Annotated in this window: 22 protein-coding genes and 1 other RNA gene; 17 read left to right on the top strand and 6 right to left on the bottom strand. The window is 68.5% G+C overall.

Going from position 1 to position 25,572, the window contains the following annotated elements:
* The first annotated feature begins 49 nt into the window (after window positions 1-49).
* From ACFYW8_RS05585 to ACFYW8_RS05605, 5 genes are all read left to right on the top strand, one after another.
* Window positions 50-1,216: a S41 family peptidase gene (locus ACFYW8_RS05585; protein ID WP_365870251.1), complete on the top strand. Its 1,167-nt coding sequence runs from the start codon at window positions 50-52 to the stop codon at window positions 1,214-1,216.
* Window positions 1,217-1,309: 93 nt separating this feature from the next.
* On the top strand, window positions 1,310-1,843 hold the full coding sequence (gene smpB / locus ACFYW8_RS05590; RefSeq protein ID WP_365870308.1) for an SsrA-binding protein SmpB: 534 nt from the start codon (window positions 1,310-1,312) through the stop codon (window positions 1,841-1,843).
* Between the two features lie 153 nt (window positions 1,844-1,996).
* Window positions 1,997-2,385, top strand: a transfer-messenger RNA (tmRNA) gene (gene ssrA, locus ACFYW8_RS05595).
* A 157-nt stretch (window positions 2,386-2,542) separates the two neighbouring features.
* Window positions 2,543-2,680, top strand: a complete 138-nt coding sequence (locus tag ACFYW8_RS05600; protein ID WP_389068258.1) for a hypothetical protein — start codon at window positions 2,543-2,545, stop codon at window positions 2,678-2,680.
* Window positions 2,677-4,104 carry a hypothetical protein gene (locus tag ACFYW8_RS05605; RefSeq protein WP_389068261.1) on the top strand — a complete coding sequence of 476 codons (1,428 nt, stop codon included), beginning with the start codon at window positions 2,677-2,679 and terminating at the stop codon, window positions 4,102-4,104. The genes ACFYW8_RS05600 and ACFYW8_RS05605 overlap by 4 nt, the downstream gene beginning before the upstream one ends.
* Window positions 4,105-4,204: 100 nt before the next feature.
* Here the strand turns inward: ACFYW8_RS05605 and ACFYW8_RS05610 are convergent, their stop codons facing one another.
* The 6 genes from ACFYW8_RS05610 to ACFYW8_RS05635 all read right to left on the bottom strand — a co-directional run bounded on the left by ACFYW8_RS05610 (window position 4,205) and on the right by ACFYW8_RS05635 (window position 12,346).
* Complete coding sequence (locus ACFYW8_RS05610; RefSeq protein WP_389068263.1) at window positions 4,205-5,218, bottom strand: LacI family DNA-binding transcriptional regulator; 1,014 nt, start codon at window positions 5,216-5,218, stop codon at window positions 4,205-4,207.
* Window positions 5,218-7,473: an alpha-xylosidase gene (gene yicI / locus ACFYW8_RS05615; protein WP_389068265.1), complete on the bottom strand. Its 2,256-nt coding sequence runs from the start codon at window positions 7,471-7,473 to the stop codon at window positions 5,218-5,220. Before yicI ends, ACFYW8_RS05610 begins: the two co-directional genes overlap by 1 nt.
* An 11-nt stretch (window positions 7,474-7,484) precedes the next feature.
* Window positions 7,485-8,306 carry a carbohydrate ABC transporter permease gene (locus tag ACFYW8_RS05620; RefSeq protein WP_389068267.1) on the bottom strand — a complete coding sequence of 274 codons (822 nt, stop codon included), beginning with the start codon at window positions 8,304-8,306 and terminating at the stop codon, window positions 7,485-7,487.
* Window positions 8,303-9,271 (bottom strand): carbohydrate ABC transporter permease, encoded by a 969-nt coding sequence (locus ACFYW8_RS05625; RefSeq protein ID WP_389068269.1) that lies wholly within the window; start codon window positions 9,269-9,271, stop codon window positions 8,303-8,305. Before ACFYW8_RS05625 ends, ACFYW8_RS05620 begins: the two co-directional genes overlap by 4 nt.
* Window positions 9,268-10,563, bottom strand: a complete 1,296-nt coding sequence (locus tag ACFYW8_RS05630) for an ABC transporter substrate-binding protein (RefSeq protein ID WP_389068272.1) — start codon at window positions 10,561-10,563, stop codon at window positions 9,268-9,270. Before ACFYW8_RS05630 ends, ACFYW8_RS05625 begins: the two co-directional genes overlap by 4 nt.
* Window positions 10,564-10,915: 352 nt before the next feature.
* The gene (locus tag ACFYW8_RS05635) at window positions 10,916-12,346 is read right to left on the bottom strand and encodes an MFS transporter (RefSeq protein ID WP_389068275.1); all 1,431 of its coding nucleotides are present in this window, start codon (window positions 12,344-12,346) and stop codon (window positions 10,916-10,918) included.
* An 83-nt stretch (window positions 12,347-12,429) separates the two neighbouring features.
* On the opposite strand from ACFYW8_RS05635, the gene ACFYW8_RS05640 reads away from it, so the two are divergent.
* The 12 genes from ACFYW8_RS05640 to ACFYW8_RS05695 all read left to right on the top strand — a co-directional run bounded on the left by ACFYW8_RS05640 (window position 12,430) and on the right by ACFYW8_RS05695 (window position 25,572).
* Window positions 12,430-13,422, top strand: a complete 993-nt coding sequence (locus ACFYW8_RS05640; RefSeq protein WP_389068278.1) for a LysR family transcriptional regulator — start codon at window positions 12,430-12,432, stop codon at window positions 13,420-13,422.
* Window positions 13,423-13,733: 311 nt separating this feature from the next.
* Window positions 13,734-14,759 carry a hypothetical protein gene (locus ACFYW8_RS05645; protein WP_389068280.1) on the top strand — a complete coding sequence of 342 codons (1,026 nt, stop codon included), beginning with the start codon at window positions 13,734-13,736 and terminating at the stop codon, window positions 14,757-14,759.
* Between the two features lie 109 nt (window positions 14,760-14,868).
* Window positions 14,869-17,103, top strand: coding sequence for a glycosyltransferase (locus tag ACFYW8_RS05650; protein ID WP_389068803.1), 2,235 nt, complete (start codon window positions 14,869-14,871; stop codon window positions 17,101-17,103).
* Window positions 17,100-18,479 (top strand): acyltransferase family protein, encoded by a 1,380-nt coding sequence (locus ACFYW8_RS05655; RefSeq protein WP_389068282.1) that lies wholly within the window; start codon window positions 17,100-17,102, stop codon window positions 18,477-18,479. Before ACFYW8_RS05650 ends, ACFYW8_RS05655 begins: the two co-directional genes overlap by 4 nt.
* A 294-nt stretch (window positions 18,480-18,773) precedes the next feature.
* On the top strand, window positions 18,774-19,433 hold the full coding sequence (locus tag ACFYW8_RS05660; RefSeq protein ID WP_389068285.1) for a hypothetical protein: 660 nt from the start codon (window positions 18,774-18,776) through the stop codon (window positions 19,431-19,433).
* Window positions 19,421-20,467: a hypothetical protein gene (locus ACFYW8_RS05665; RefSeq protein ID WP_389068287.1), complete on the top strand. Its 1,047-nt coding sequence runs from the start codon at window positions 19,421-19,423 to the stop codon at window positions 20,465-20,467. Before ACFYW8_RS05660 ends, ACFYW8_RS05665 begins: the two co-directional genes overlap by 13 nt.
* Before the next feature lie 43 nt (window positions 20,468-20,510).
* Window positions 20,511-20,828: a hypothetical protein gene (locus ACFYW8_RS05670; protein WP_365870236.1), complete on the top strand. Its 318-nt coding sequence runs from the start codon at window positions 20,511-20,513 to the stop codon at window positions 20,826-20,828.
* On the top strand, window positions 20,825-22,165 hold the full coding sequence (locus tag ACFYW8_RS05675; protein WP_389068290.1) for a hypothetical protein: 1,341 nt from the start codon (window positions 20,825-20,827) through the stop codon (window positions 22,163-22,165). Before ACFYW8_RS05670 ends, ACFYW8_RS05675 begins: the two co-directional genes overlap by 4 nt.
* 198 nt (window positions 22,166-22,363) lie before the next feature.
* On the top strand, window positions 22,364-22,879 hold the full coding sequence (locus tag ACFYW8_RS05680; RefSeq protein ID WP_389068292.1) for a hypothetical protein: 516 nt from the start codon (window positions 22,364-22,366) through the stop codon (window positions 22,877-22,879).
* Window positions 22,880-22,899: 20 nt separating this feature from the next.
* Window positions 22,900-23,589 carry a hypothetical protein gene (locus ACFYW8_RS05685; RefSeq protein ID WP_389068294.1) on the top strand — a complete coding sequence of 230 codons (690 nt, stop codon included), beginning with the start codon at window positions 22,900-22,902 and terminating at the stop codon, window positions 23,587-23,589.
* Between the two features lie 280 nt (window positions 23,590-23,869).
* Complete coding sequence (locus ACFYW8_RS05690; RefSeq protein WP_389068296.1) at window positions 23,870-24,529, top strand: hypothetical protein; 660 nt, start codon at window positions 23,870-23,872, stop codon at window positions 24,527-24,529.
* Window positions 24,517-25,572, top strand: coding sequence for a hypothetical protein (locus ACFYW8_RS05695; RefSeq protein ID WP_389068299.1), 1,056 nt, complete (start codon window positions 24,517-24,519; stop codon window positions 25,570-25,572). The genes ACFYW8_RS05690 and ACFYW8_RS05695 overlap by 13 nt, the downstream gene beginning before the upstream one ends.

Genomic DNA, 25,572 nt, shown 5'->3' on the forward strand with positions numbered 1-25,572 from the left:
TACCGTCAACCGGCGGTGCGGCCCTTCGCGTTGTCCTAGACTCACCGGCATGTCAGGCCGTGACCTGTTCTGCGAGCCCCGCCGCATCCGCCGCGGGGCGGCCCTGACATTGGTGTTCGCGAGTGTCCTCGTCGCCGGTGCGGCGACCGGATCGTTCTCCGACCCCGCCCGGAAGACCCCGGCCCCGACGCCCGGTTCGGCATCGGCGCGCCACCACGACGCGGTCGCCGAGGCCGCCGCCGAGGCGATGGCCGACGGCAAGTCCCCCATGGAGGCCGCCGAACGCGCCGTCAGCCGCAGCGGAGACCGCTGGGGTGCCGTCTACTCCCAGGGCGAGTACGAGGAGTTCGAGGAAGCCCTCGACGGCCAGTACACCGGCGTCGGCCTGTGGGCCCGCCGTGAGCGCGACGGACGCATCGAGGTCAGCCGCGTCAGCGCCGGCTCGCCCGCCGCCGCCGCGGGCATCCGCAAGGGCGACCGGCTGCGCACCGTCGACGGCGCGAAGGTGGACGGCAGGCCGGTCACCGAGGTGGTCTCCTTACTGCGCGGCGACGCGGACGACGCGTCCGCCGGCACGAAGGTCTCCCTCGGCCTGGAGCGCGGCACGCAGTCGTGGAGCCGGACCCTGCGCCGAGCCAGACTCTCCACGGACTCCGTGACCGTCAGCGGCCTTCCCGGCGGTGTCACCCTGATCAAGGTCGACGCCTTCACCAAGGGCGTGGGCGACGCCGTACGGGCGGCGGTCGGCCGGGCCCCGGACCGGGCCGGGATCGTCCTCGACCTGCGCGGCAACTCGGGCGGTCTGGTCACCGAGGCAGTCACCACCGCCTCCGTCTTCCTCGACGGCGGCCTCGTCGCCACGTACGACGTGAACGGCGCGCAGCGCGTCCTGCACGCGGACTCCGGCGGAGACACCACCAGGCCCCTGGTCACGCTCGTCGACGGCGGCACGATGAGCGCCGCCGAGTTGCTCACCGGGGCCCTCCAGGACCGCGGGCGCGCGGTCGTCGTGGGGTCCAGGACCTTCGGGAAGGGCTCGGTCCAGATGCCGAGCAGACTGCCCGACGGCTCCGTCGCCGAGCTGACCGTCGGGCACTACCGCACCCCCGCCGGGCGCTCCGTCGACGGCAGGGGCATCACCCCCGACCTGGAGGCGGACAAGGAGTCGCTGAAGCGGGCCGAGACCGTGCTGAGCGGCCTCGGGGACCCGTCGTGACCTCCGTCTTCCCCCCTGGACCGCGGGCACGGTAATCGGCTTTCCCCCGAGCCCCCCTGTAGTGCGAAAATGGCCAGCACTATGAGCAAGGGAATGTACGTACCGAAGGAGTCCCAGCCCAAGCAGGGCGGCCAGGGCTCCGGCAAGACCAAGGACGGCAAGCGCAAGATCGTCGCGCAGAACAAGAAGGCGCGGCACGACTACGCGATCGTCGACACCTACGAGGCCGGGCTCGTCCTGACCGGCACCGAGGTGAAGTCGCTGCGCCAGGGGCGCGCCTCGCTGACCGACGGCTTCGTCCAGATCGACGGGAACGAGGCGTGGCTGCACAACGCCCACATCCCGGAGTACAGCCAGGGCACCTGGACGAACCACACCGTGCGCCGCAAGCGCAAGCTCCTCCTGCACCGCGAGGAGATCGACAAGCTGGAGGCGAAGACCCAGGAGACGGGTCACACGATCGTGCCGCTCGCCCTGTACTTCAAGGACGGCCGGGCGAAGGCGGAGATCGCGCTCGCCCGCGGAAAGAAGGAGTACGACAAGCGGCAGACCCTGCGCGAGAAGCAGGACCGGCGCGAGTCGGACCGCGCGATCGCGGCGGCCAAGCGGAAGCAGCGCGGCGAGTAACGTGCCGAGCCGCCGGGCGGGCCGCGACGCGGGCGGAGCGGGTCCACCGGAATAGGCTGGCACCGTCGTGCGTTGGTCACGTACGATGGCACTGCACCTCACAGCGGGTGCGGGGTTCCTCCTCGGAGGGGCCGAGCTTTGAAAAATCAACATGGGGATGATCGGTTTCGACAGCGGCTGTTGAAGCAGGGGAAGCGTGTCGAGGAAGCGGCAATGATCTCGTAAACCATATGTCGCAAAAAATAATCGCCAATTCCAAGAGCGATTCCCAGTCCTTCGCCCTCGCTGCCTAATAAGCAGTGAGTGAGGGACCCTTAATGGGTGTCAGCCCGGGAGTGTTCCCGACCCGGATCCTGGCATAATCTAGGGGACTAAACCATCGAGCCCGGTCACGGGGTTCGCTGGGAAATCAAACAGTGACTGAGCCCGTCGGCGACTTGTTCGCGTGATTGCCGGGGCTGAGAAAATCACAGCGAACTGCGCACGGAGAAGCCCTGATTTTGCACCGTTGGACGCGGGTTCGATTCCCGCCATCTCCACTCATCCCATGTGGGCACAGGCCCCGCCGCTTTCGAGCGGCGGGGCCTGTGTCATTCCCGGAGCCCGGGTCTCGCCCTCGAAGGGGTGACCTGTGCGGGTGGTGGTCGTCGGGTGGAGTGACGGGGTGTTCGCGGGGTGTTCGGGTCGGGGGTGAGCGGGTTGGGCAGTGGGTTGCGGGTGATGGCGGTGTCGTACGTGGTGCCCGGTCCGTCGGGTGTCGCGGTCCGGGACCGGATCAAGGGGCTGACGGCCGAGGACGAGACGGTGCTGCGGGCTGGTTGGAAGGGACGACTGTGACGGGACGGCAAGAGCCGTACTTCGTGGACTACGACGCGGACTTCGGGCTCAGTGGGCTGACCGAGGCGTTCGCCCTCTCACCCGCTCCGGAGGACACCGGCGCGGCACTGGGGCTCGTCATGGCGAAGCTCGACGCGTACGACCGTGAGTGTTCTGTGGGCAGCGTCGACCATCTCAGCGCGGATGAGCGGAGCATCCTCGGCTATGACACCAGCCACGACGAGTGGGGGTACGCCGACGAGCTGCGTGAGGACGTCCGCAGGCTCGTCGAGTCCCCGCTGGCGGACGACGCGATCCGGGCTGTGTGGCGAGCGGCCGCCGGGGGCGTGTGGGATCCCGCGGCGCACGGCATGAGCGCCCGTGACTGGCTGCGGCGCGTCGACGAGACCTGCGCCGCACGCCCGCCCCGGAAAATCCCCGGACGGCGCCCAGCGCCTTCCTCGTGGTGGGGAGCCTGGCGGCCGGCGGCCGACGAGGTGCGTGACGACGTCGTCGCGGAGATACGGTCCTGTCGCGAGCAGTCGGCCGGTCCCCTCCCTCCCCCCGGTCCCGGCCCCCTCCCTTCCCCCGGTCCCCTCCCTTTCCCCGACACGCTGTCGGCCCTCGAAGAGGTGGCCGCCCGTGTGCATCCCGATCTCGGCTTCCGGCTCTTCCTCCGCGTGCTGAAGGCGTGTTCCGTGCGGATCGACAAGGAGCGGTACGACCGGTTCCAGGCGCTGGGTGACAGGTTCGGCTACTGCTGTCCTCTGATCGACACCGGTCTCGACGTCGCGTGGCCGCCCATCGACACCGCCCGCCGGGATGCCGTCTGGGACTTCGGGCTCTCCCGTCTCGCCGGGCAGGCCCACCAGGACTGGCGTGGCAGCCGGGAGGACATCCGGAGTGCGGCCGAGGGCGACGACGTCGGGCAGACCCCGGGCTCCGCGGCGGCCGTCCTCCTGGAGGACGCGCTCCGCCTGCTGCGCTCCGCGCTGCCCGACGCGGCGGTCTCCGCCCTGTGGTTCGGGGCCTCGGCCTGGCCACGGAGCGGCGACGGCCGGGACTGGCTTCGGCTGATCGCGGACGTGTGCCGTGAGCGGCTGAGGGAGGTCGTCCCCACGTACGGACCCGTCGTGGCGCCCGTTCGTACCGAACTCGCCGACCTCGTGCTGCGTGAAGTCCGGGAGACCGCGCCCACGGTGGCGGACAAGGCCGTCAGCCCCCACTGGCGCCCCGTGCCCGCGACGGAGGTCATGGACGCGCTGGAACACGTGGTCACCCGGATCGATCCCGATCTCGGCTTCCGGTTGTACCTCCGTGTCCTGAGCGCGCTGAAGGTGTCCCTCACGCAGGAGCGGTACGACCGGTACCGGGCGATCGGTGAGCGCTTCGGGTACGGCGAGTATCACGTCTCCGACGTGGACTACTTGATCGAGACAGGTTGACCGGTCCCGACACGGGGTGAACGTGGCGGCCGCCGGCGCGCGGTCGTACGAGGTTGCCGTCCCGCGCGCCTGCGGCCTTCCTCCCTCGTGTCCGGGCTCCTCAAGGGTTCAGCGTGCGCGGTGCCGTACTCGCGCGTTCCGTCAGCCGGGGAGTCAGCAGGGTCGCCTCCGCGGCGGGCGTGCCGTTCAGCCTGTTCATCAGCAACTCGACCGCCCGCGCGCCCACTTCGGCGGACGGGATGGCGACGGACGTCACCGGGACGCGCAGGCTCGCGGCGAGTTCGTCCGGACAGATGGCGGTGACGGACAGATCGGCCGGGACCCGCAGGCCGAGCTGTTCGAAGGCGTCGACCAGCGGCTCGAGGACCGGCTCGTTGTGGACCACGACACCCGTCAATGCCGGTTGTTCGCGCAGCAGTTGCTCGGCGACCCGGCGGGCTGCGGCCGGCGAGGCCTCACAGGGGTGGACGGACGAGGCCAGGCCGTTCCGGTCGGCGGCGGCCGTGAACCCCTCGACCACCCGCTGCGCGAACGCCGTGCCCCGCACGTACACCTCCGGCGGCGACCCGACCAGCGCGACGACCCGGTGCCCGAGCCCCGCGAGCCGCTCCACGCACAGCTCACCGGCCGCTTTGAAATCCAGGTCGATGCAGGTGAGCCCGTCGGCGGCGGCCGGGAAGCCGATGAGCACCGACGGCCGGTCCAGCGCGCGCAGCAAGGGCAGCCGGGGATCGTGGAGTTGGACGTCCATCACGATCAGCGCGTCCACCAGTGCGGTGTCCGCGACCCGGCGCAGCCCCTCCTCGCCCTCCTCCTGCGTCAGCAGCAGGACGTCGTGGTCGTGCAGCCGGGCCGCCGTCACCACCGACACCGCGAACTGCATCACCACCGGCACATGGATGCCCGTCCGCAGCGGGACGACCAGCGCGAGGACGTTCGACCGGCTGCTCGCCAGCGCCCTGGCCCCGGCGTGCGGGCGGTAGCCGAGGCGGCGGATGCTCTCCTCGACGCGTTGCCGGGTCGCCTCGGAGATCGGCCGCTTGCCGCTGAGGGCGTACGAGACGGTGCTGGGGGAGACCCCGGCGTGCCGCGCCACATCGGTGATCTTGACCATCACGCGGACTCCAGGTCCAGGGAGAGGAAGCCCGTCCCGGCACGGGCCCGCACCTCGTGGCCGCCCGCGGTCAGCCCCCAGGGCGCCGAGGGATCGGTGCAGGACGCGCGCAGGGTGGCCCCCTCGCGTACGACGGTGAAGGTGACATCGCCGACCGGCACCGTCACCCGGGCTCCCCGCTTCAGGCCGTACGCGCGCAGGGTGACCCCGTCGGCGTGGTCGTAGTCGGGGCGGTCGTCCACCGCGCCCACCGGGATCACCGCGCCCGGCCGCACGAGCAGCGGCACGCTTGCGAAACCGTGCCGCTCGCGCACCCAGCGCGGGCCGGTCACCTGCGGCCCGCCGAGATAGGGGGTCCAGACGCCCTCGGGCACGTAGTAGGAGACGTCCCCCTCGTCGCTGAAGACGGGCGCGACCAGCAGATCCGGGCCGAGCATGTACTGCCGCTCCAGATGCGCGCACCCCGGATCGTCCGGGAACTCCAGGACCATCGCCCGCATCATCGGGACCCCCTCCACGTGGGCGGTGCGGGCGGCCTCGTACAGATACGGCATGAGGCCGAGCTTCAGCCGGGTGAAGAGCCGCAGGACGTCCACGGCCTCCTCGTCGAACAGCCAGGGCACGCGGTACGAGGACGAGCCGTGCAGCCTGCTGTGCGAGGACAGCAGCCCGAAGGCGATCCACCGTTTGAACAGCGCGGGCGTCGGTGTCCCCTCGAAGCCGCCGATGTCGTGGCTCCAGAACCCGAACCCCGACATGCCGAGACTGAGCCCGCCGCGCAGCGACTCGGCCATCGACGCGTACGTCGCCTCGCAGTCGCCGCCCCAGTGCACCGGGAACCGCTGGCTGCCGGCCGTCGCCGAGCGGGCGAAGACGACGGCCTCCTCCTCCCCTCGGTATTTGCGGAGCACGTCGAAGACCGTCTGGTTGTAGAGGTACGTGTAGTAGTTGTGCATCCGCTCCGGGTCGGCGCCGTCGGCGTACGCCACGTCCACCGGGACCCGCTCGCCGAAGTCGGTCTTGAAGCAGTCGACGCCCTGTTCGAGCAGCGCCTCCAGCTTCGCCGCGTACCAGTCCCGGGCGGCCGGGCTGGTGAAGTCGACCAGCGCCATGCCCGGTTGCCACAGGTCCCACTGCCACACGCTGCCGTCCGGCCGCCGCAGCAGATGCCCCAGGGCCCGCCCCTCCGCGAACAGCGGTGAGCGCTGCGCGATGTACGGGTTGATCCAGACGCAGATCCGCAGTCCCTTGTCCTTCAGCCGCGCCAGCATCCCCTCCGGGTCGGGGAACACCCGCGGGTCCCACCGGAAGTCGCACCAGTTGAACTCGCGCATCCAGAAGCAGTCGAAGTGGAAGACGGACAGCGGGAGTTCGCGGTCCCGCATGCCGTCGATGAAGGAGGTGACGGTGTCCTCGTCGTAGGAGGTGGTGAAGGACGTCGACAGCCACAGGCCGAAGGACCACGCGGGCGGCAGGGCCGGACGTCCGGTGAGCGCCGTGTACTTGCGCAGGATGTCCTTCGGGGTCGGGCCGTGGATGACGTAGTACGTCAACTGCTGTGCCTCGGCGCTGAACTGGACCCGGGAGACCGCCTCCGAACCGACCTCGAAGGAGACCCGGCCAGGATGGTCGACGAAGACGCCGTAGCCCGCGTCCGTCAGATAGAACGGCACGTTCTTGTAAGCCTGTTCGGTGGCCGTCCCGCCGTCCGCGTTCCACATGTCCACGACCTGGCCGTTCTTGACGAGCGGTCCGAACCGTTCGCCGAGGCCGAAGACCTGCGTGCCGACGCCGAGGTTCAGTTGCTCGCGCAGATAGTGGGCTCCGGTCGCGTCCCGCATGATGCCCATGCCCTTGGGGCCGCTGCCGGTGAGGACGCGGCCGTGCGCGAGGAAGCCGATGTGCCAGGGGGTGGTGCGGGCGACCCGGACGGACAGGGCGCCCGAGGTCAGGGTCGCGTGGTCGTCGTCGTACTCCACGTGCGGTGTGAACTCGGTTCCCCGCACCTCGAACCGGGGCCCCCGCGGCTCCTCGCCCTGGAAGTGCGTGAACGTGACGCCGATGACGTCGGGCATCGGCGCATGGGCGCTGATCGTCACGACCGGTCCCTTCAGCAGGTCGCCGCGGTGCCGGATCGGCTGCGTCGGCGCGTGGATCTCCAGGCCGCCGGGACCCGAGGTCACATCGAGGACCTCGACCGGATGGGCCGCGGTGACACCCTCGCGCAGCAGCCAGTAGCCGTCCGTGAACTTCACTGTCCCACCCCTTACTTGACTGCGCCGACGGCGATACCGCGGGTCAGGGTCCGCTGGAAGAGCAGGAAGAAGACGATGGCGGGCAGGACACCGAGGAGCGCGGCCGCGTTCGTCATCGTGGCGTCCATCAGTCGCTGGCCCTGGAGGACGCCGAGGGCCACCGACACCGTCTGGTTGTCGTTGGAGATCAGCATGACCAGCGGCAGCAGGAACTCGTTCCACGTCCAGATGAAGAAGAAGACCAGGAGCACACCGATGGTGGGGCGGCTGACCGGGACGACGATCCGCCAGAGCACCTGCCACTGGTTCGCCCCGTCGATCCGCGCCGCCTCGATGATCTCGCGCGGGAACCGCCCGAGGACGGTGGAGAGGAGATAGGTGCCGAACGCGGCCTGGATCACCGTGAACACGATGATCACGCTGAGCCTGGTGTCGTAGAGGCCGGCCTGCTTGCTCAGGTAGTAGACCGGGTAGACCAGCGCCTCCTGCGGCAGGGTGTTCGCCAGGACGAAGAAGGCGAGCACCCAGGTGCGGCCCCGGATCCGGCCGATGCCGATCGCGTACGCGTTCAGGACCGACAGGACGGCGGCCCCGAGAGCCACCGAGCCGGAGATCAGCACCGAGTTGAGGAGCTTGCGCCCGAAGTCGACGCGCTGCCAGAAGTCCTCGACACCGTCGAGGTAGAGGCCGTGCGGAAGGCTGAGCGGCCCGTGCGCGGAGTACTCGGCGGGTGATTTGACCGCGTTGACCGCGACGACGGCGAAGGGCAGCACCATGAAGAGCGCGCCGATGACGAGGGCCGCGAGAACCGGGTAGCGGCGCAGGGCTGTCATACGCCGGCCCCTTCCTCGGCGTCCTCGGCGCGCGTCTGGAACCTCAGCCCGATCACCGCCAACGCCAGGATGATCACGGTCAGGACGGTGGAGATCGCGGCGCCGTAGCCGACCTGCGTCTTCTCGAAGAAGGTCGTGAAGGAGAAGTACGACGGCACGTCGGTGGCGCCGCCCGGACCGCCCTTCGTCAGGACGTACACCGCCCCGAACACCTTCAGCGCGGCGATCGTGCACCACAGGAGGACGACCGAGATCTCCGGTCGGATCTGCGGCAGCGTGATGTGCCGGAACCGCCGCCACCAGCCCGCTCCGTCCAGCTCGGCGGCCTCGTACAGTTGCGGGTCCACCCGTTGCAGCCCCGCCATGAAGACGACGAGCGGGAAGCCGATCTGTACCCACACCATCACGCCCATGACGCTGTAGAGCGCGAGGTCGGGGTCGCCGAGCCAGTCCTGCTGCCAGGAACCGAGGCCGACGGCCTTGAGCAGTTCGTTGAGCGATCCGTTGTCGGGCGCGAGGATCCAGCTCCACACGATGCCGGCGACGGCGATCGGCAGGACCTGCGGAAGGTAGAAGCAGGCGCGGAGCACGGCCGCCGTCCGCGTCCCGAAGTGCTTGGCGACGAAGTCGAAGAGGGCGGCGGCGAGGACGAGTCCGAGAGCGGTCGGTACGACGGCCATCGCGACGACCATGAACAGGCTGTGCCGGAAGGACGCCCAGAACTCGGAATCGTCGATCAGCGCGCGGTAGTTGGCGAGCCCCGACCAGGTGGGAGTGCCGACCCCCTGCCAGTCGGTGAAGCTCACACCGGTGTTCATCAGGAAGGGGACGACGACGACCACGAGGAAGGCGATGAACCCGGGGAGCAGGAAGAGGACGTAGGAGGTGCGGGGACGGCGCGGGCTCGCCGCGGCGCGGTGGTGGCCGCGGACGGCCCGGCCGCCCCGCTCGACGGTGACCGTCATGTCTTCGGTACGCCCTGGTCGTACGCCTTCTGCAATGCGGACAGATAGGCGTCCGGGTTCTCGCTCCCGGTGATCAGCTTCTGGGTCTCCGAGACGAGGACGTCGTAGAAACCGGCGACGGGCCAGTCGGGGTAGAAGGCGAGCCCGTCCTTCCCGGAGAGGGTGTTGAAGTCGCCGATCAGTGTCTTGGCCTGGGGATCGGTGATGGCCGCGGGGTCGGCGGCCACCGGGACGCCGCCCTTGTTGCCCAGCAGGTTCTGGATCTTCTTCGACAGCGTGATGTCGATGAAGTCGTAGGCGAGGTCCTTGTTCTTCGCGCCCTTGGGGACGACCCAGATGTTGCCGCCCGAGCCGAGGGTCAGATTGCTGTCGGGCCACAGGAAGGTGCCCCAGTCGAACTTGTTCTCCGTCTTGAAGCGGCCGTACCACCAGCTGCCGGAGAACAGGATCGGGCTCTTGCCCTGGATGAAGGAGACCCCCGCGTCCTCGGCCTTGAGCCCGCTGGACTTCTTGCCGATGTATCCCTTCTTCACCCAGTCGGCGAAGGTGGTCGCGGCGTACGTCCAGGCCGCGTCGTGGAAGTCCGCCTTGCCCTTGTACAGCTCGTACGTGTCGACCCAGGAGCGGTCGGCCTTGGACAGGGCCAGTTGGTAGAGGTACTGCTGAGCCATGTACTCGGCGCCCGCGTCGGCCAGCGGGGTGATCCCCTTCGCGACGAACTTGTCCATCGCGGAGGTGAGTTCGGACAGGGTGGTGGGCTGGGCGATGCCGTACTTCTTGAAGAGGTCCTTGTTGTAGAACACCATCGTGTACTCGGCGTAGTCGGGCACGCCGTACCACTTGCCGGAGCCCATGACCCCGTCGGTGTCGTACTGGCTGATGGTCCGTACCCCGCCGCTGATCTTCTTGTCCCAGCCGTGCTTGGCCACTTCGGCGGTGAGGTCGGTGAGGAGCCCCTGCTTGGACAGGAGTCCGGCGGTCGCGTTGCCCTTGTTGTACTCCATGAGGTCGGGGGCGTCGTTCGAGTTGAGGACCATCGGCGCCGTCTTCTGGATCTGCTCGAAGCCCTTCTCCTCGAACTTCACCTTCACGCCCGGGTGTTGCGCTTCGAATTCCTTGATGGCCTCCTTCCAGGCCACCCCCATCGCACTGTCCGGCCCTTCGTAGTGCCACAGCTTCAGCGTCTTGCCATCGGAGGAGCCACTGTCCGAGCCGCCGCAGGACGTCGCCAGCAGGGCGCCCGTCAAGGCCACCGCCACCGCCGCCGCCACACGCCTTCGTGTCGTCAACATCCACTGCCTCCAGAGGAGTTGGATGGGTATCGGGCCGTCACGCATCGTTCGTCGAACCGATTCGATGCATGCCGTCGAAGCGCTTCGACGGGGGAAGGTATGTGGGGGCCGTCGCTGCGTCAATGCCCTGCGCCGGAATTGGGGCAGGGGTTCGACGGGCCGGACGACGGGGGCCTCGCGGGTCGGCGGTGGACCGTCTGCCGGGGGTCCGGCGGGTTTGGAGGGTGGGATGTTCCCGGGCGGGGCGACACCCCGTGGTCCGGCGGGTCGGACCACGAGGTGTCGCCCCGCCCGGGTGGCAGGGGGTCCGCGGGCCGGGCTACGGGGTGTTCGCGGTGTTCGGCGGGGCGAACTACGGGGTGTTCGCCGGGCGGGTCTCAAGCCGGGGCTCCCGGTGCCGTACCGCACCCGTTCTCGCGCCTGTTCTCGCGCCTGTTCTCGCACCCGTTCTCGCGCCCAGCGTGGCGATGGCGAGCGCGACCGTCGCCGCCGCGGCCGGGACCGTGTACCCCGCGGCCGGTGACACGTGCTCCGCCACCCATCCGCCGACCGCCGAACCACCGGCGATCCCGCCCAGCAGACCGGTCACCGCGAGGGTCATGCCCTCGTTCAGCCGGCCCTCGGGCGTACGCCGCTGGACCAGCGTCATGCCGGTGACCATCGTCGGGGCCGTCGCCATACCGGCCACGAGCAGCGCACCCGCGAGAACCGGGAGCGCGCCGGTGAGCCGGACGGCGAGGAGGGGCAGTGTCAGCAGAACCGCCATGGCACCGACGCACACCGCGAACCGCCGCGCGAAGGTCCCCTCGACGTCGAGCGGCGCCGGGCACTCCGGGGAGTGCGCGGTGCGGTCGTCGAGGAGGTCCGAGGGTTCGGGGGAGTGCGCCGCGGGGGCGAGAGGGGCCGCGTGTTCGGGGGAGGCGGCTCTCCGGTCGAGCGGGGTCGAGAGCGCGGGGGACGGGGTGCCCCGGTTCATCGTGCCGAAGAGCAGGCCCGCCAGGCACGACCCCGCCGCCTGGAGGGCGAGCACCGCGCCCGCGGCGGACCGGTGTCCCCGCTCGTCCGCGAACGCGATCGTCACCACCTCCATCGCGCCGAACACCGCGCCGGTGGCGAGGAAGGAGAGGAGCAGCGAAGGCATCCCGGGCGCGAGCGCGGGTGACGCGGACGTCGGGCGAGGCTGGGGCGGCGGCTGCGTCGAACGCTGCGCGGTGAAGAGCAGCACGCCGGTCATCAGCAGCGCCGACCCCACGAGCATGCCGGCCTCCGGGGAAACCGTCCCGCACAGAAGGGCCGCGAGCACCGGGCCCAGCATGAAGCACAGCTCGTCCACGGCCTGCTCGAAGGAGTTCGCGGTGTGCAGCGCCGCCGCGTCCCCCCGGAGGAGGTGGGCCCAGCGCGCGCGGGACATCCCGCCCGTGTTGGGGGTCGTGGCCGTGGCGGCGTACGCGGCGAACAGGCTCCAGTCGGGCGCGCCGAGGCGCACGCACACCACCAGTCCGATCCCGCCGAGCAGCGCGAAGGCGGTGGCGGGCACGGCCACCCGGGCCTGCCCGTGCCGGTCGACGAGCCGCGCGGTCCAGGGAGCGACCACCGCCGTCGCCGCGAGGCCCGTCGCCGTGACGGCTCCGGCGAGCGCGTACGAGCCCCGCGAACTCGCGATCATGATGACCGCGCTCACGCTGAACATGCCCATGGGCAGCCGCGCGACAAGGTTTCCGAGGGTGAAGGCACGGGTGCCGGGATGGGCGAAGAGACGGCGGTACGGGGTGAGCGGTGACATGGGGGAACCGTCGCCCGGCGCCCCGGGAACGGTCCAACACCTACTCCTTCGCGATTGACGCACCTGGGTTGTAGGTTCGCGTGATGCCTGGTCGACGCCCCTTTCCCGGTCATCTGGATCTCCGTCTGCTGCGCGCGTTCCTCGCCGTCGCCGAGGAGTTGCACTTCACCCGCGCCGCAGCCCGGATGTATGTCGCCCAGCAGTCCCTGAGCCGCGACATACGCCGGCTGGAGCGGGAGCTCGGGACGGAACTGTTCGTGCGGACGACCCGGCAGGTGACGCCGACCGTGGAGGCCGAGCGGCTGCTGCCGTACGCGCGCCGCGTGCTGGAGGCGCACGACGCGCTGCTGGACGCCTTCGCGGGGCACGGCGGTGAGGAGAGACCGCTGCTCGTCGATGTCAATTCGCCCGGCCTGGTAACCAGTCGCATCCTCGACCGGGCCCGCGACCTCGCCCCCGGCAGCGAGCTGATGGCCCGCTACGAGAGCGGGCTCACCGGGGCGGCGGCGGACCTGCTCGCCGGCCGTCTGGACGCGTCCTTCGGCCGGTTCGCCGGACTGGACCCGGCCGTCCGGGCCCGGCTGGAGCAGCGGATCGTGCGCTACGAGCCGATGGCCGTCGTCCTGCCCGAGGACCATCACCTCGCCGCGCTGGACGCGGTGCCGCTGGCCGCGCTCGCGGGCGAGACCGTGTACGCGGGAGCGGGAAACCCCCGGACGCTGGAGTGGACCGACCTGGCGCATCACCTGTTCGAGGGACGGGGCATCCAACTCGCGTCACCCGCACCGGTGGCTGTCGGAGCCGAAGAATTCCGGCGGATCATGGCGAAGCGGCGGAATCCCGTCCTTGCCGTAGTGGAGTTTCCGGCCATGGAGGGGACCGTGTCGAGGCCCCTCGTCGACCCCGTTCCCCTGTCACCAGTGTCACTCGTGTGGCGCAAGGGACTCGTTCATCCGGGGATCGATGCGCTCATACGAGCCGCTGCCGAACTCGCGAGCGAAGAGAAGTGGCTCCTGAGCCCCCAAGGGAGATGGATTCCAGCCACCGATGCCCTCATTCTCATGAAACGTACATGAGACGTAACCGCACGAGTCCCACACATGCGCTACATTCTTCGTCCGGGCGCAGTGTGATATTGGGGGGCGCTCGGGTCGGGTGGGGGCTCGACCCGGACGACATAGACAGCATTTGCCCGGAGTCGTCGCGCACCCGTGAACAGTCCCGTGGGGGGATGCACGTGCGCGTGGAGAACTGGCGGAAAGACGCCCAACCGACTGGACCAAACGTCGATCGGCCGGACGGGCGCCGAATCGATCCGTCGCCTGGGCGAGAAGCCGAGGAGTCGATCGCCCGGCCCGGGGCCGGCGCAACAGTTTCGTGGCCGAATATGGGAGTTGGCATCAGTCCTGAGCGTGGGGAACGCGCCGAGCGAGCAGTCGGCGGACGTCCCGAGCGAACCCCGGAGCCGGAGACCGAACTGCTCGTCGGTCGCGCGACGGAGAGCGACGCGTTCTCCGGTCGTGGGTCCGGCGCGTTCTCCGGCCGTTGGCCCGAGGCGGGATCGCCGTCGGAGCGCGAGGCCGCGGCGTGGTTCAGCTTCGACGCCCCGGCGCAGGCCGGACCGTCCCGCGCCCGCACGACGGAGACACGGCCCTTCTTCGCCGACGGTCCGGCGACCGAACTGCTGCCCGAGTCCACGCCGGACCTCGGCCGTCCGCTGCCCGCTTCCTGGGAGCGGCCCGACGAACCGGCGAACAGCCACGACCCGCACGAGGTCACCATCCAGCTCGACGGCGCGGGCCGCGAACTGGACGACTGGCTGGTCCAGCAGGCCAAGGAGGCCCCGACGCCCCCGGAGGCCTCGGACGGCCCCGTCTTCGTCGACGAGTCCGGCCGCCGCAGCCGTCGCTACCGCCGGCTCGGCATGCTCGTCGCCGTGGCGTGCGCGGTCTACGCCGTCGTGATCGTCGCCACGCTCCTGTCGGGCAACTCGAACGCGCCCTGGCTCCCGGTGCCCGGCCAGGAGGAGGACCAGCCCGCCGGCCAGGTCGACACCTCGCCGCTGCCCACGCAGTCGGTGAATCCTTCCGGCACGGGCAGCGCCACCGCGCCCGGCGCGGTGGCGACGGCGAGCGACGGCACGACGACCTCACCCGGCTCGGCCGTCACACCCGGGGCCTCGCCCGACGCCACCGCCACGGGCGCGTCCAGCGACCCCAAGCCCTCCACGTCGGCGACCAAGAAGCCGAAGCCCGGCGTCACCACCAAGAAGCCGGACCCCGACCCCAAGCCGTCCTCCTCGGTGGCCACGCCCCCGGTCTCCACCCCGGCGACCACCCCCGGCAGCACGGCCGCTCCGACGGAGACCGCGGGCACCCAAGGCGCCACCGGAGCGGGGGCCGGCGTCCAATGAGCGGCCCTCTTCGGCGGACACCCGCCGGGCAGAACCATCGGGTGTCCGGGCAGCCGAGCATCCTCGGTTCCCCGTACTCCCTCTCCCCCTCGTTCCCGGAGAACCTCCTCTGATGTCCCGCACCAGCCGTCGCGGTCCTGCGCCCAGCGCGCCGGGTCATGACTCCGGTACCACCCCGAAGCACGACCGCAACGCCCGGCGCCGACGCCTGCCCATGCGTTTCCTGCTGCCCACGACCATCCTGGTCGCGATGATGGCGATGCTGATGCTGCGCGGTTACGTGCACAGCGAGATCCTCGCCGACCACCGCATCAGGCCCGAGGCGGCCACCGACAAGGTGCCGGACAAGATCCTCGACGGCGGCCCGGTGATCGACACCCGCAGCGGCCGTACCACCAGCCTGAGCGTTCCGGACCACCGTCTGGTCCTCACCTTCGACGACGGCCCGGACCCCACCTGGACCCCCAAGGTCCTGGACGTCCTCAAGGCACGCCACGCCCACGCGGTCTTCTTCGTCACCGGCACCATGGCCTCGCGCTACCCGGAGCTCGTGGCGCGCATGGTGCGGGAGGGGCACGAGGTCGGCCTGCACACGTTCAACCACCCCGACCTGTCGTACCAGTCCAAGAGCCGTATCGACTGGGAGCTGTCCCAGAGCCAGCTGGCACTGGAGGGCGCCGCGGGCATCCGCACCTCGCTCTTCCGTCCCCCGTACTCCTCGTTCGCCGACGCCATGGACGACAAGTCCTGGCCGGTGACGCAGTACGTCGGCACCCGCGGCTACATCACCGTCGTGAACAACACCGACAGTGAGGACTGGCAGAAGCCGGGCGTCGACGAGATCATCCGCCGCGCCACGCCCAAGGGCGGCAAGGGCGCCATCGTCCTGATGCACGACTCCGGCGGCGACCGCCATCAGACCGTGCAGGCGCTGGACAAGTTCGTGCCCGAACTCCAGCGGCAGGGCTACGACTTCGAGAACCTCACCGAGGCGCTCAACGCACCGAGCGCGCACACCCCGGTGAAGGGCCTCGACCTGTGGAAGGGCAAGGCCTGGATCTTCCTGGTCCAGGCCTCGGAGAAGATCACCGACGGCCTGATCGTCTGCATCGCGATCATCGGCGTACTGGTCTTCACCCGCTTCGGCATGATGCTCCTGCTCTCCGTACTGCACGCCCGCCGGGTGCGCCGCAAGGGCTTCCGCTGGGGCCCGGCATCGGTCACCGAACCGGTGTCGGTACTGGTGCCGGCGTACAACGAGGCCAAGTGCATCGAGAACACCGTGAACTCCCTCATGACGAGCGAGCACCCCGTCGAGATCATCGTCATCGACGACGGATCGAGTGACGGCACCGCCCGCATCGTCGAGGACATGCGCCTGCGGAACGTACGCGTGGTACGCCAGCAGAACGCCGGAAAGCCCGCGGCCCTCAACAGGGGTCTGGCGAACGCCAGTCACGACATCATCGTGATGATGGACGGCGACACCGTCTTCGAACCGGCGACGGTCCGCGAGCTCGTCCAGCCCTTCGCCGACCCGCGGGTCGGAGCGGTCGCGGGCAACGCCAAGGTCGGCAACCGCGACTCCCTCATCGGCGCCTGGCAGCACATCGAGTACGTGATGGGCTTCAACCTGGACCGTCGTATGTACGACATCCTGCGCTGCATGCCGACGATCCCGGGCGCGGTGGGAGCCTTCCGCCGCTCGGCCCTGGAACGCGTCGGCGGCATGAGCGACGACACGCTCGCCGAGGACACCGACATCACGATGGCCCTGCACCGCGACGGCTGGCGGGTCGTCTACGCGGAGAACGCGCGCGCCTGGACCGAGGCCCCGGAGTCCGTCCAGCAGCTGTGGTCCCAGCGCTACCGCTGGTGCTACGGCACCATGCAGGCGATCTGGAAGCACCGCCGTGCCCTGATCGAACGCGGCCCGTCGGGCCGCTTCGGCCGGGTCGGCCTGCCTCTGGTGTCGCTGTTCATGGTTCTGGCCCCGCTTCTCGCGCCCCTGATCGACGTCTTCCTCCTGTACGGCGTCGTCTTCGGCCCGACCCAGAAGACGGTCATCGCCTGGCTCGGTGTCCTGGCCATCCAGCTGGTGTGCGCGGCGTACGCGTTCCGCCTGGACAAGGAACGCATGACCCATCTGATCTCCCTCCCCCTCCAGCAGATCCTCTACCGGCAGTTGATGTACGTCGTCCTGCTGCAGTCCTGGATCACCGCCCTCACCGGCGGCCGGCTGCGCTGGCAGAAGCTGCGCCGCACGGGCGTCGTGGGGGCGCCGGGATCGGTCCCGCAGCAGCGGGCGTCACACATCGGGAACGAACGGAGGCCGGTCGGATGACCACGCACGAGTACCCGGTGGGGGCGACTCCGCCACTGGGCACCCCGAAGGCGGCGGTCCCGCATCCGCGTTCGTACCCGGGAGCGCCCTCGGACGACTGGCTGAACCCGTGGCCGGAGGCGGCCCCGGACCCGGCGACGCGCCCCGACCCGACCCCGGTGGCGGACACGGGCGCGGTGCCCGATCCGGCGCAGCAGTCCGCGCCGCGCCGCCCCGGCCGTGACCGCTACCTGGACCTGCTCCGCTCCATAGCCCTGGTCCGCGTGGTCGTGTACCACCTGTTCGGGTGGGCGTGGCTGACGGTCCTCTTCCCCTCCATGGGCGTGATGTTCGCGCTGGCGGGCTCGCTGATGGCGCGTTCGCTGAGCAGGCCGCCGCTGAGCGTGATCAGAGGACGCGTCAGGCGTTTGCTGCCCCCGCTGTGGGCCTTCAGCGCGGTGGCCCTGGCCATGATGTTCGCGCAGGGCTGGAACCCCGTGAACGACCCCGACCACGGCGGCACTTGGGGCCTGGTCGACCTGCTCAACTACATCGTCCCGGTCGGCGCCCCGCCGTTCCCCTGGAAGATCGGCTCCCAGTCGGGCCTGCTGGAGAACACCTGGGCGGTTCAGAGCGCGGGCGTGCTCTGGTACCTGCGCGCCTACCTGTGGTTCGTGGTCGCGTCCCCGCTCCTGCTGTGGGCGTTCCGCCGCGTTCCGTGGGCGACCCTGCTGGCTCCCCTCGCCCTGACGGCGGTGGTCGGCACCGGGCTGGTCACCATCCCCGGTGAAACGGGCAACGCCATCACCGACTTCGCCGTCTACGGCGGCTGCTGGGTCCTGGGCTTCGCTCACCACGAGGGGATGCTGGCGAAGGTCCCGCGCTACATCGCCGTCTCGTGCTCGGCCCTGATGATGGCCTTCGCCCTTTGGTGGGCCTCGGGTCATCTGGGCCCCGACGGCTGGGACTTGAACGACATCCCGCTGGCCGACGCGATGTGGTCCTTCGGTTTCGTGGTGATCCTGCTCCAGTACAGCCCGTCCTGGCAGCAACTGCCGGGCCGCCTCGCCAAGTGGGACAAGCTGATCACGCTGTCCAACAACCGCGCGGTCACGATCTACCTCTGGCACAACATGCTCATCATGGCCACGGTCCCGATCCTCGACCAGATCTACAACCTCCCCTTCATGCAGAGCGACCGCGCGGTGTCGGCCCTCGACGCGACGTACATGCTGTGGATGTTCGTCCTGGTGTGGCCGCTGATCGGCCTGACCATCATGGCCTTCGGCTGGATCGAGGACATCGCGGCAAAGCGAAGCCCCCGACTCTGGCCGAACGGCTCCAGCGGCCGAAAGTCCAACAGCGGCCCGAAGCGGGGGCGTCGAGGCAAGGCTTGAGCGAAGGCTCGAGCAAAGGCTGAATGACGAGGGCGCTCTCCGGGCTGGGGGCGCCCTCTGAGCTGGGGACCCCTCAAGCCCGGCGCCGGGCACCCCCAGACCAGACGCCCCACCCCGCCCCACCCCCCACCCATGTCACCCAATCGAAGGTTCTCGGTGGCCAGTTGGTCACGCTATGAACCTGTATATCCAGCTCCTGTTACCCGCTTGGCGCCATTCTTTCTGGTGTCGTTACACGGGCCCCCGATAGCGTGTTGCTGCCCTTCCGCACCCCACGCCGCACAGGAGTCCGCCGTGAACCGCCGTCCCCGCCTGCTTGCCACAGCCGCTGCCGGAGCGACAGCCGCGCTGCTTTTGACCGCGTGCGGCGGGGGCGGCGGCGACAAGCCGAAGACCAACGACAAGATCGCGGGCGCGGCCACGGGGGGTACGACGTCGGCTGCGCCGGGCCCGAGTGCGACGCAATCCGCGGGGCGACCGAAGATCGAGCTGCCGTCCGACCTCACGTACACCTTTGAGTGGCCCAAGACGGGCGACAGGGACAAGGATGCGGTGCTCAACGACAGCGAGCAGTTCATCAAGGCCGTGGACATGGCGATCGCTGAACAGGATCCGCTGCACAAGGCGTACCGCTTCTATTCCGAGGGTCCGGCGGCAGCCGGAAGCCAGAAGTTCATCCAGGAGTTCGTGGACTACAAGGACCGCATCACCGGGGTGAAGCGCTACTACAAGTCCAACGTGAAGATCAATTCCGATGGAACGGCGGGATTCGTCTACTGTGAAGATCAGAACAAGGCCTACAACAAGAGCCTGAAGACGGGCAAGACCGAGGTGACTCCGAAGTCGAAGGACAATTACGTCCTCTACAGCAGCCTCCTTCGGGTCAACAAGCAGGACGTCTGGATCACGGAGAAGCTGACTTCGCAGCGGGGGAGCACTGCATGCCAGTTCTGAAGCACCGCAAGGCCGGAGCGGTCGCCGTCGTAGCTTCCGCGGTCATGATGATCTGCGCGCCCCAAGCCTTCGCGGGATACGGGCACGGTGGCAGCACCAACGGCTCAAATACCAAAGCATCAGGTGACTCGGATGGAAACGGCAATGTGTCCGCGACGGCGGGTGCTGTGGTGTTCGATCGGTCGAAGAACGGGTCGGGTGACTCTGCGGGTCCGGTGACGGCTGCGTCGGGTAATTGGACTCCGCCTGCTTGTTATTACGCTCCGAAGTACACGCCGGATGCGTTGCAGGCGTATTTGGAGCCGATCTGGAGTGCCGAGTCGACGGGTCCTCAGTGGGACTTGGAGCAGCGGAACAAGTATGTCAACGGCGGCGTGGCGAAGGATTTCAACAAGGCCAAGGCGGGCCAGGGTTACTGGTGGGACTCGTACGTGACTGAGGGGCGTGAGGGCGACCCGCGTGCGTTGGACTGTACGAAGGGCATTTTCTGGGTCGACACGGGTGCTGCGCCGCCGGCGGACATTCCGGAGGCGATCACTCCGGAGATGTTGGCGCAGTTGGCGTATGCGGAGATACGGGTGCCGTCGACGAAGGTGGATTTGGCGCCTGCGGGTACGACGAAGGTGAATCTGCCGACGTGGGCGTGGTTGGACACGGCGAGGTTCAGGCCGGTGTCGGTGACGGCGTCGGTGCCTTTGCTCGGTGTGACGGCGACGACGACGGCGGAGCCGGTCTCGCTGAGGATCGAGCCGGGCACGGCGGATGCGGCGATCTATCCCGCTTCCGGCGTGTGCGAGATAGCCGGCGATCACATCGGTGAGGCGTACGCGAAGGGCAAGGCCAAGGAGACTCCGCCCTGCGGGGTGAAGTACCTCCGTTCTTCCGGTGATGGTTCGTACAAGTTGCGGGCGACGATCACCTGGAAGATCCACTGGACGGGTACCGGCGTGGCCGACGAACGGAGCCTGCCGGACGGCACCTTCGGGGCCGACCAGGACGTCGTCGTACAAGAGATCCAGTCCATCAACCGCTGAGTCCGGCCCTCCGGACTCACTGAGTTCGGAAGAGGCAGAGGGCGTGGCGGAGCGGTTGGCCGTTGACGGCGATGAGCTGTCGCACTTCATGAAGTTGCTCAGGACGTCGACCGAGTCGTTGAAAGGCCTGCGCAGGGCGTTGGAGGACGCCACGGTCACCGGTCTGGGAACGGACGATCTCGACTGTGCCTGCGAGGACTTCCAGGACAACTGGAAGTACGGAGCCGACCAGATCGGTGAGCAGACCGAGGACCTGGCCAAGATCATCGGGAAGAGCAGGGACAGCTACCGCGAGGTGGACAAGGCCCTGGAGCAAGCCCTGAAGCAGGCCGGGAACGGCAGGGGCGGCGGTGCGAGGTGACGTACCAGCCCGAGGACACGGGAGCGGCGCTCGATCCGCGGTCCCTCGCCGACCGAGACAAGCCGCAGGGCCTCAAATCGGCCCCGCACATCGCCAACCCCGCCTATCCGCATCTCGGGTTCAATCCGGTGCCCGGCAGCACGGAGACGGTGGGTGGCCTGTGCAAGAAGCTCACGGGGTGCGCGAAGGTTCTCGAAGAGACGCATGAGCTCGTCACCAGGCTGATGGACGGCAGCTACTGGAAGGGCGACGCGGCCGTCGCTTTCCGCGAGCAGTTGGACGGCGGTCCGCTCCCCCTGAACCTGAAGAACGCCGCCCGCTCCATCCGTAAAGCCGCCGGACAACTCGGCCGCTGGGAAGGCGAACTCGACGACTTCCAACGGCGGGCGAAGCGACTCGAACAGGACGCGAAGGAAGCTCAAGCCGCGGTGGAACGGGCGAAGGGCCACGCCACGAAAGCGGGTGAGAGCCCCGACTTGCGGGGGAAGGGTGCCGGGCGGGACGAGGCACATAAGGCACTGGCCAAGGCGAACACGGCGGTGGACGACGCGGAGGACGACCTCCGCAAGATCCGCGGCAAGGCGCGCGCACTCGCGGACGAACACGAGCACCAGGCCCAGCGTCGAGCAGACAGGATCCGCGACGCCACGAAGAAGCTGGCGCCACACGAGCCGGGCTGGTTCGACTCGGCACTCGACTGGTTGACCGAGAATCTGCCGGACATTCTGAGCACGGTTGCAGCGGTAATCGGTCTGGTGGCGTTGTTTGTCGTGTCCGGTGGGACGGTTGCCGCTGCACTACTGCTTGCCGCTGCGGCGCTGAGCGTGACGTCGTTGTCAATCCGGATCACCCAGGACCCAACCGTGTGGGCATCGCTGAAGGACGGGTTCACCAAAGGTGAGCTCGACACGGATTTCTGGAGCAATTTCGTCACCGTCGGGGGTGATGTCCTCGGTGCGCTGCCTGGCCTTGGTGCGGCTGGGAAGGGCGCGGCAACGGCACTGAGAGCTACTGGCGAAGCTGGTGAGGCCCTCACAATCGGTCAACGCGTGGTCCGGTTCGGAGGCGGGACGATGGAGCATGCGCAGGCCATCTCCGACCTGGACAACTCCTTGCTCGGCTTCACGATTCGAGGTGCCCGCGCAGCCCAAATCACTAAAGCCGTCGAGGTCACGTCCGCTTCGGTCGGCGTGACCACCGCGGGCTTCGGTCTGGTCATGACCGCCGTAGACACGGACGACGACGGAATCAAGGACGGCTCCGTGGCAGGCATCGATGGGCTACGGCTGGGTCTTGATGGCGGAGCCCTTTTCGATATTGCTCGTCACGTCTTCTAGCCATGAGCCGGAGGCTCTTACAGCATGGATCCGACCAAGTATCCGACTGCCTGGGATCATCCACCGACCCGACGGGCTTGGACGCAACACCTGATCATGGTCTTTGCGCGACTCGTGGGTTGGACCGCAGCCTGGATCAGTTCGCTAGGAGTGCTTGTCTCGTTTCTGAGCCCCGGCTACGCCTTCCTATTCATCCCAGTGCTTCTCTATTCCGCGTTCCGAGCCGTCCTCCAACTCGCCTACATCCGCCCCTCCATCTACATCCAGCGCGTCCTATGGCAGTACCCCTGGCAACTCCTCACCGGTGTTCCCCGGGGCCGGAACAAGCATCCGCGGGTTCAAGAGGACGAGATGTGGCTGGAGTTGCCCAATCCGGAGGAGCCGGAGGAGCAGATCCCTCTGCTCTTTCTTTCCGGCATGCGCACCTTCTGGTGGATGCGACGCTTCGGCACCGCTCGTACGAAACCCGAGCTGAAGGCACAGATCGAGCCGCTCTGGTTCGCCGGTGACCCCCGCTTCATCGCCGTCATCGCGGCCACCAACCGCAAGGGCGAGGGCCCCAAGAGACTGCATCTGCTCTATCAGCGCACGGCCACGGGCCGGCGGGGCATCGAGCCGACCGACTGGAACGCGAGCCCGGCCGCACTCGAACGTGCCCGCCGTTCCGGCGCTCACATTCCCGACGTGGTGCATCCGCACCCGCGTACGTACTGACTCGTCCCTGGCAGGACACGATGACCACCACCCCCCACTTCAGCATCGCCGACTCGGCCGAAGACCCCGAGGCCGATGTCTGGTTCGCGGAACCCGCGGGTTTCACCGCCGTGCCCCTCGACGCGCTGCTTCCCGCACCCGACTCCCCAGGTGCCGGTGATCTGCGCACCGCCCTCGCGCCCTTTCTGGAAGCGGCTCCCGACGACGTGTCGCGGCAGCAGTTCATCGCCCAGTTCGCGCAGGGGCAGCAACTGCTCGGTGCTCTGAGGGAAGCCGGAACTGTCCATTGCTCGATCGGGCTGCACCGGGATGACGTCGGTGATTGGGCCACGAGCAGGGGCCGTCCTCTGCTGTCGTTCTTCACCGTCTCCTGGCGGGCAACGGCAGTGTCGCCGCGAGCCGTGACGGCTGCCCGCGCGGTGAGCGAACTCGATCCGCAGGCTCGCATCGAATACGTCGAACTCCCCTGTGGACCGGTCACGTTCAGCGAGTCCGTTCACACTCCCAGAGCTGTCGACGGTCTGCCTCGGACGCCCTTGCTTCAGTTCCGCGCTCACCTGCCGCATCCGGACTGCAGGCGACTGGCTGTGTTCACGCTGAGCACGACGGCCGTCGAACGCCGTGAGCAGTACCGTGCGATCCTCCGCCACATCGCGACCCTGGCCACCTTCGAGAACCCGTTGGTCCCGAGTACCCGTGAGGCTCCTTGACCGCGGACACCAGAAGCCCAACAGGGAACGAGTGGCGCGAACATGACGGTCACTTCGGCGGAGTAACTGGAGGCAAGGCTTTGCGGACGCCAATTCGGGGAAGCTGATCGCTGGCGAACTTCACTCAATCGAAGCTTTTCGGAAGCCAGTTGGTAGCGTTATGCGTCGCTTTGCCTAGTGTTCTGTTACTCGCTTGGCACCATTCGCTCTGGTGTCGTTACACGGGCCCCCGATAGCGTGTTGCTGCCCTTCCGCACCCCACGCCGCACAGGAGTCCGCCGTGAACCGCCGTCCCCGCCTGCTTGCCACAGCCGCTGCCGGAGCGACAGCCGCGCTGCTTTTGACCGCGTGCGGCGGGGGCGGCGGCGACAAGCCGAAGGCCAACGACAAGATCGCGGGCGCGGCCACGGGGGGTACGACGTCGGCTGCGCCGGGCCCGAGCGCGACGCAATCCGCGGGGCGACCGAAGATCGAGCTGCCGTCCGACCTGACGATCACTTTCACTCCCGAGGCATCAGGTGACGCGGTCCAGGACGCGATTCTCAAGGACAACGCGGAGCTCGTCCGTGCGCTCAACGCAGCCATCGATGCCCAGAATCCGCGCCTTCCTGCTCTTGAGTTCTACACAGAGGGCGAGGGTGCGGTGGCAGCTCAGCAGTGGGTCCAGTCGTTCAAGGCCGTCGGGTGGACAGTCACCGGGACGGTGCGCTATTTCGACCGGCAGGTGACGGTCAACTCCAAGGACAGCGCTTCGCTCAGCTACTGCGCTGACGAGAGCAAGGGCTTCAGCAAGGTCATCAAGACCGGCGAGGTCAAGAAGACGAAGACCACCAAGAACAGCTACATCGCGTACGGGATTCAGGTGGAGAAGAACAAGCAGGGGGTCTGGGAACTCGTGAAGATCGCGTCCACTCGGGGGGCGGACAGGTGTCAGCCGTGACCCGGCTCCTTCGTCTCGTATCGGTTGCGCTCCTCGCCGGGTCGGCCTGCTTGGTCGCATCCCAGTCCGCGGTGGCCGACCAAAGCCCTCCGGGCGGAGGTGTGTTCGGTGGCGGGTCCGGCTCTGGATCGGACGGCAACGCATCGGGCGCAGTTGACGGCGACACGGTCTCCGCGACTGCCGGCGGCATCGTCTTCGATCGTTCGAAGAACGGCAAAGGCGCTTCTGTAGGAGCCGTCAGGGCAACTGCATCTTGGGCGCCGCCAGCCTGCTGGTATGCCCCGAAGTACACGCCGGAGGGGCTCAAGGCTTATCTGGAGCCGATTTGGGCTGCCGGCTCCACGGGCGATGCTTGGGATGCGGAACAACGCAAGCGTTACGTCGATGGCGACTACAAGGACTTCAACAAGGCCAAGACGGGCCAAGGGTACTGGTGGGACTCGTACGTCAACAAGGAATTTCCGCCTGGGTGGGACTCCTGCAAAGAACCCATCTTCTGGGTGGATACGGGTGACCCCCCGCCTGCCCGTATCAAGAACGCAGTCACTCCTGAGGTCTTGGCCGAACTCGCGTACGCCGAGATCCGTGTCCCCGGCACCAAGGTAAGCCTGGCGCCCGAGGGCACGACCAAAGTCAACCTGCCTACCTGGTCCTGGCTTGACGGCGCCGAGTTCAAGCCTGTCTCCGTCACTGCTTCTGTTCCGATTCTGGGCATCGAGGCGACCACGACGGCGGAGCCGGTTTCGCTCAAGATTGATCCTGGTACGCCAGATGCGGAGACCTATCCCGCCTCTGGCGTGTGTGAGATAGCCGGCGATCACATCGGTGAGGCGTACGCGAAGGGCAAGGCCGAGGAGACGCCTCCTTGCGGGGTGAAGTACCTCCGTTCTTCCGGCGGCGGTTCGTACAAGCTGAGGGCGACCATCACCTGGAAGATCCACTGGACAGGTACCGGTGTCACTGACGAGCAAAACTTGCCGGACGGCACCTTCGGAGCCGACCAGGACGTCGTCGTACAAGAGATCCAGTCCATCAACCGCTGA

Source organism: Streptomyces sp. NPDC002742 (genome assembly GCF_042888885.1).
In the GTDB taxonomy this organism is placed as follows: domain Bacteria; phylum Actinomycetota; class Actinomycetes; order Streptomycetales; family Streptomycetaceae; genus Streptomyces.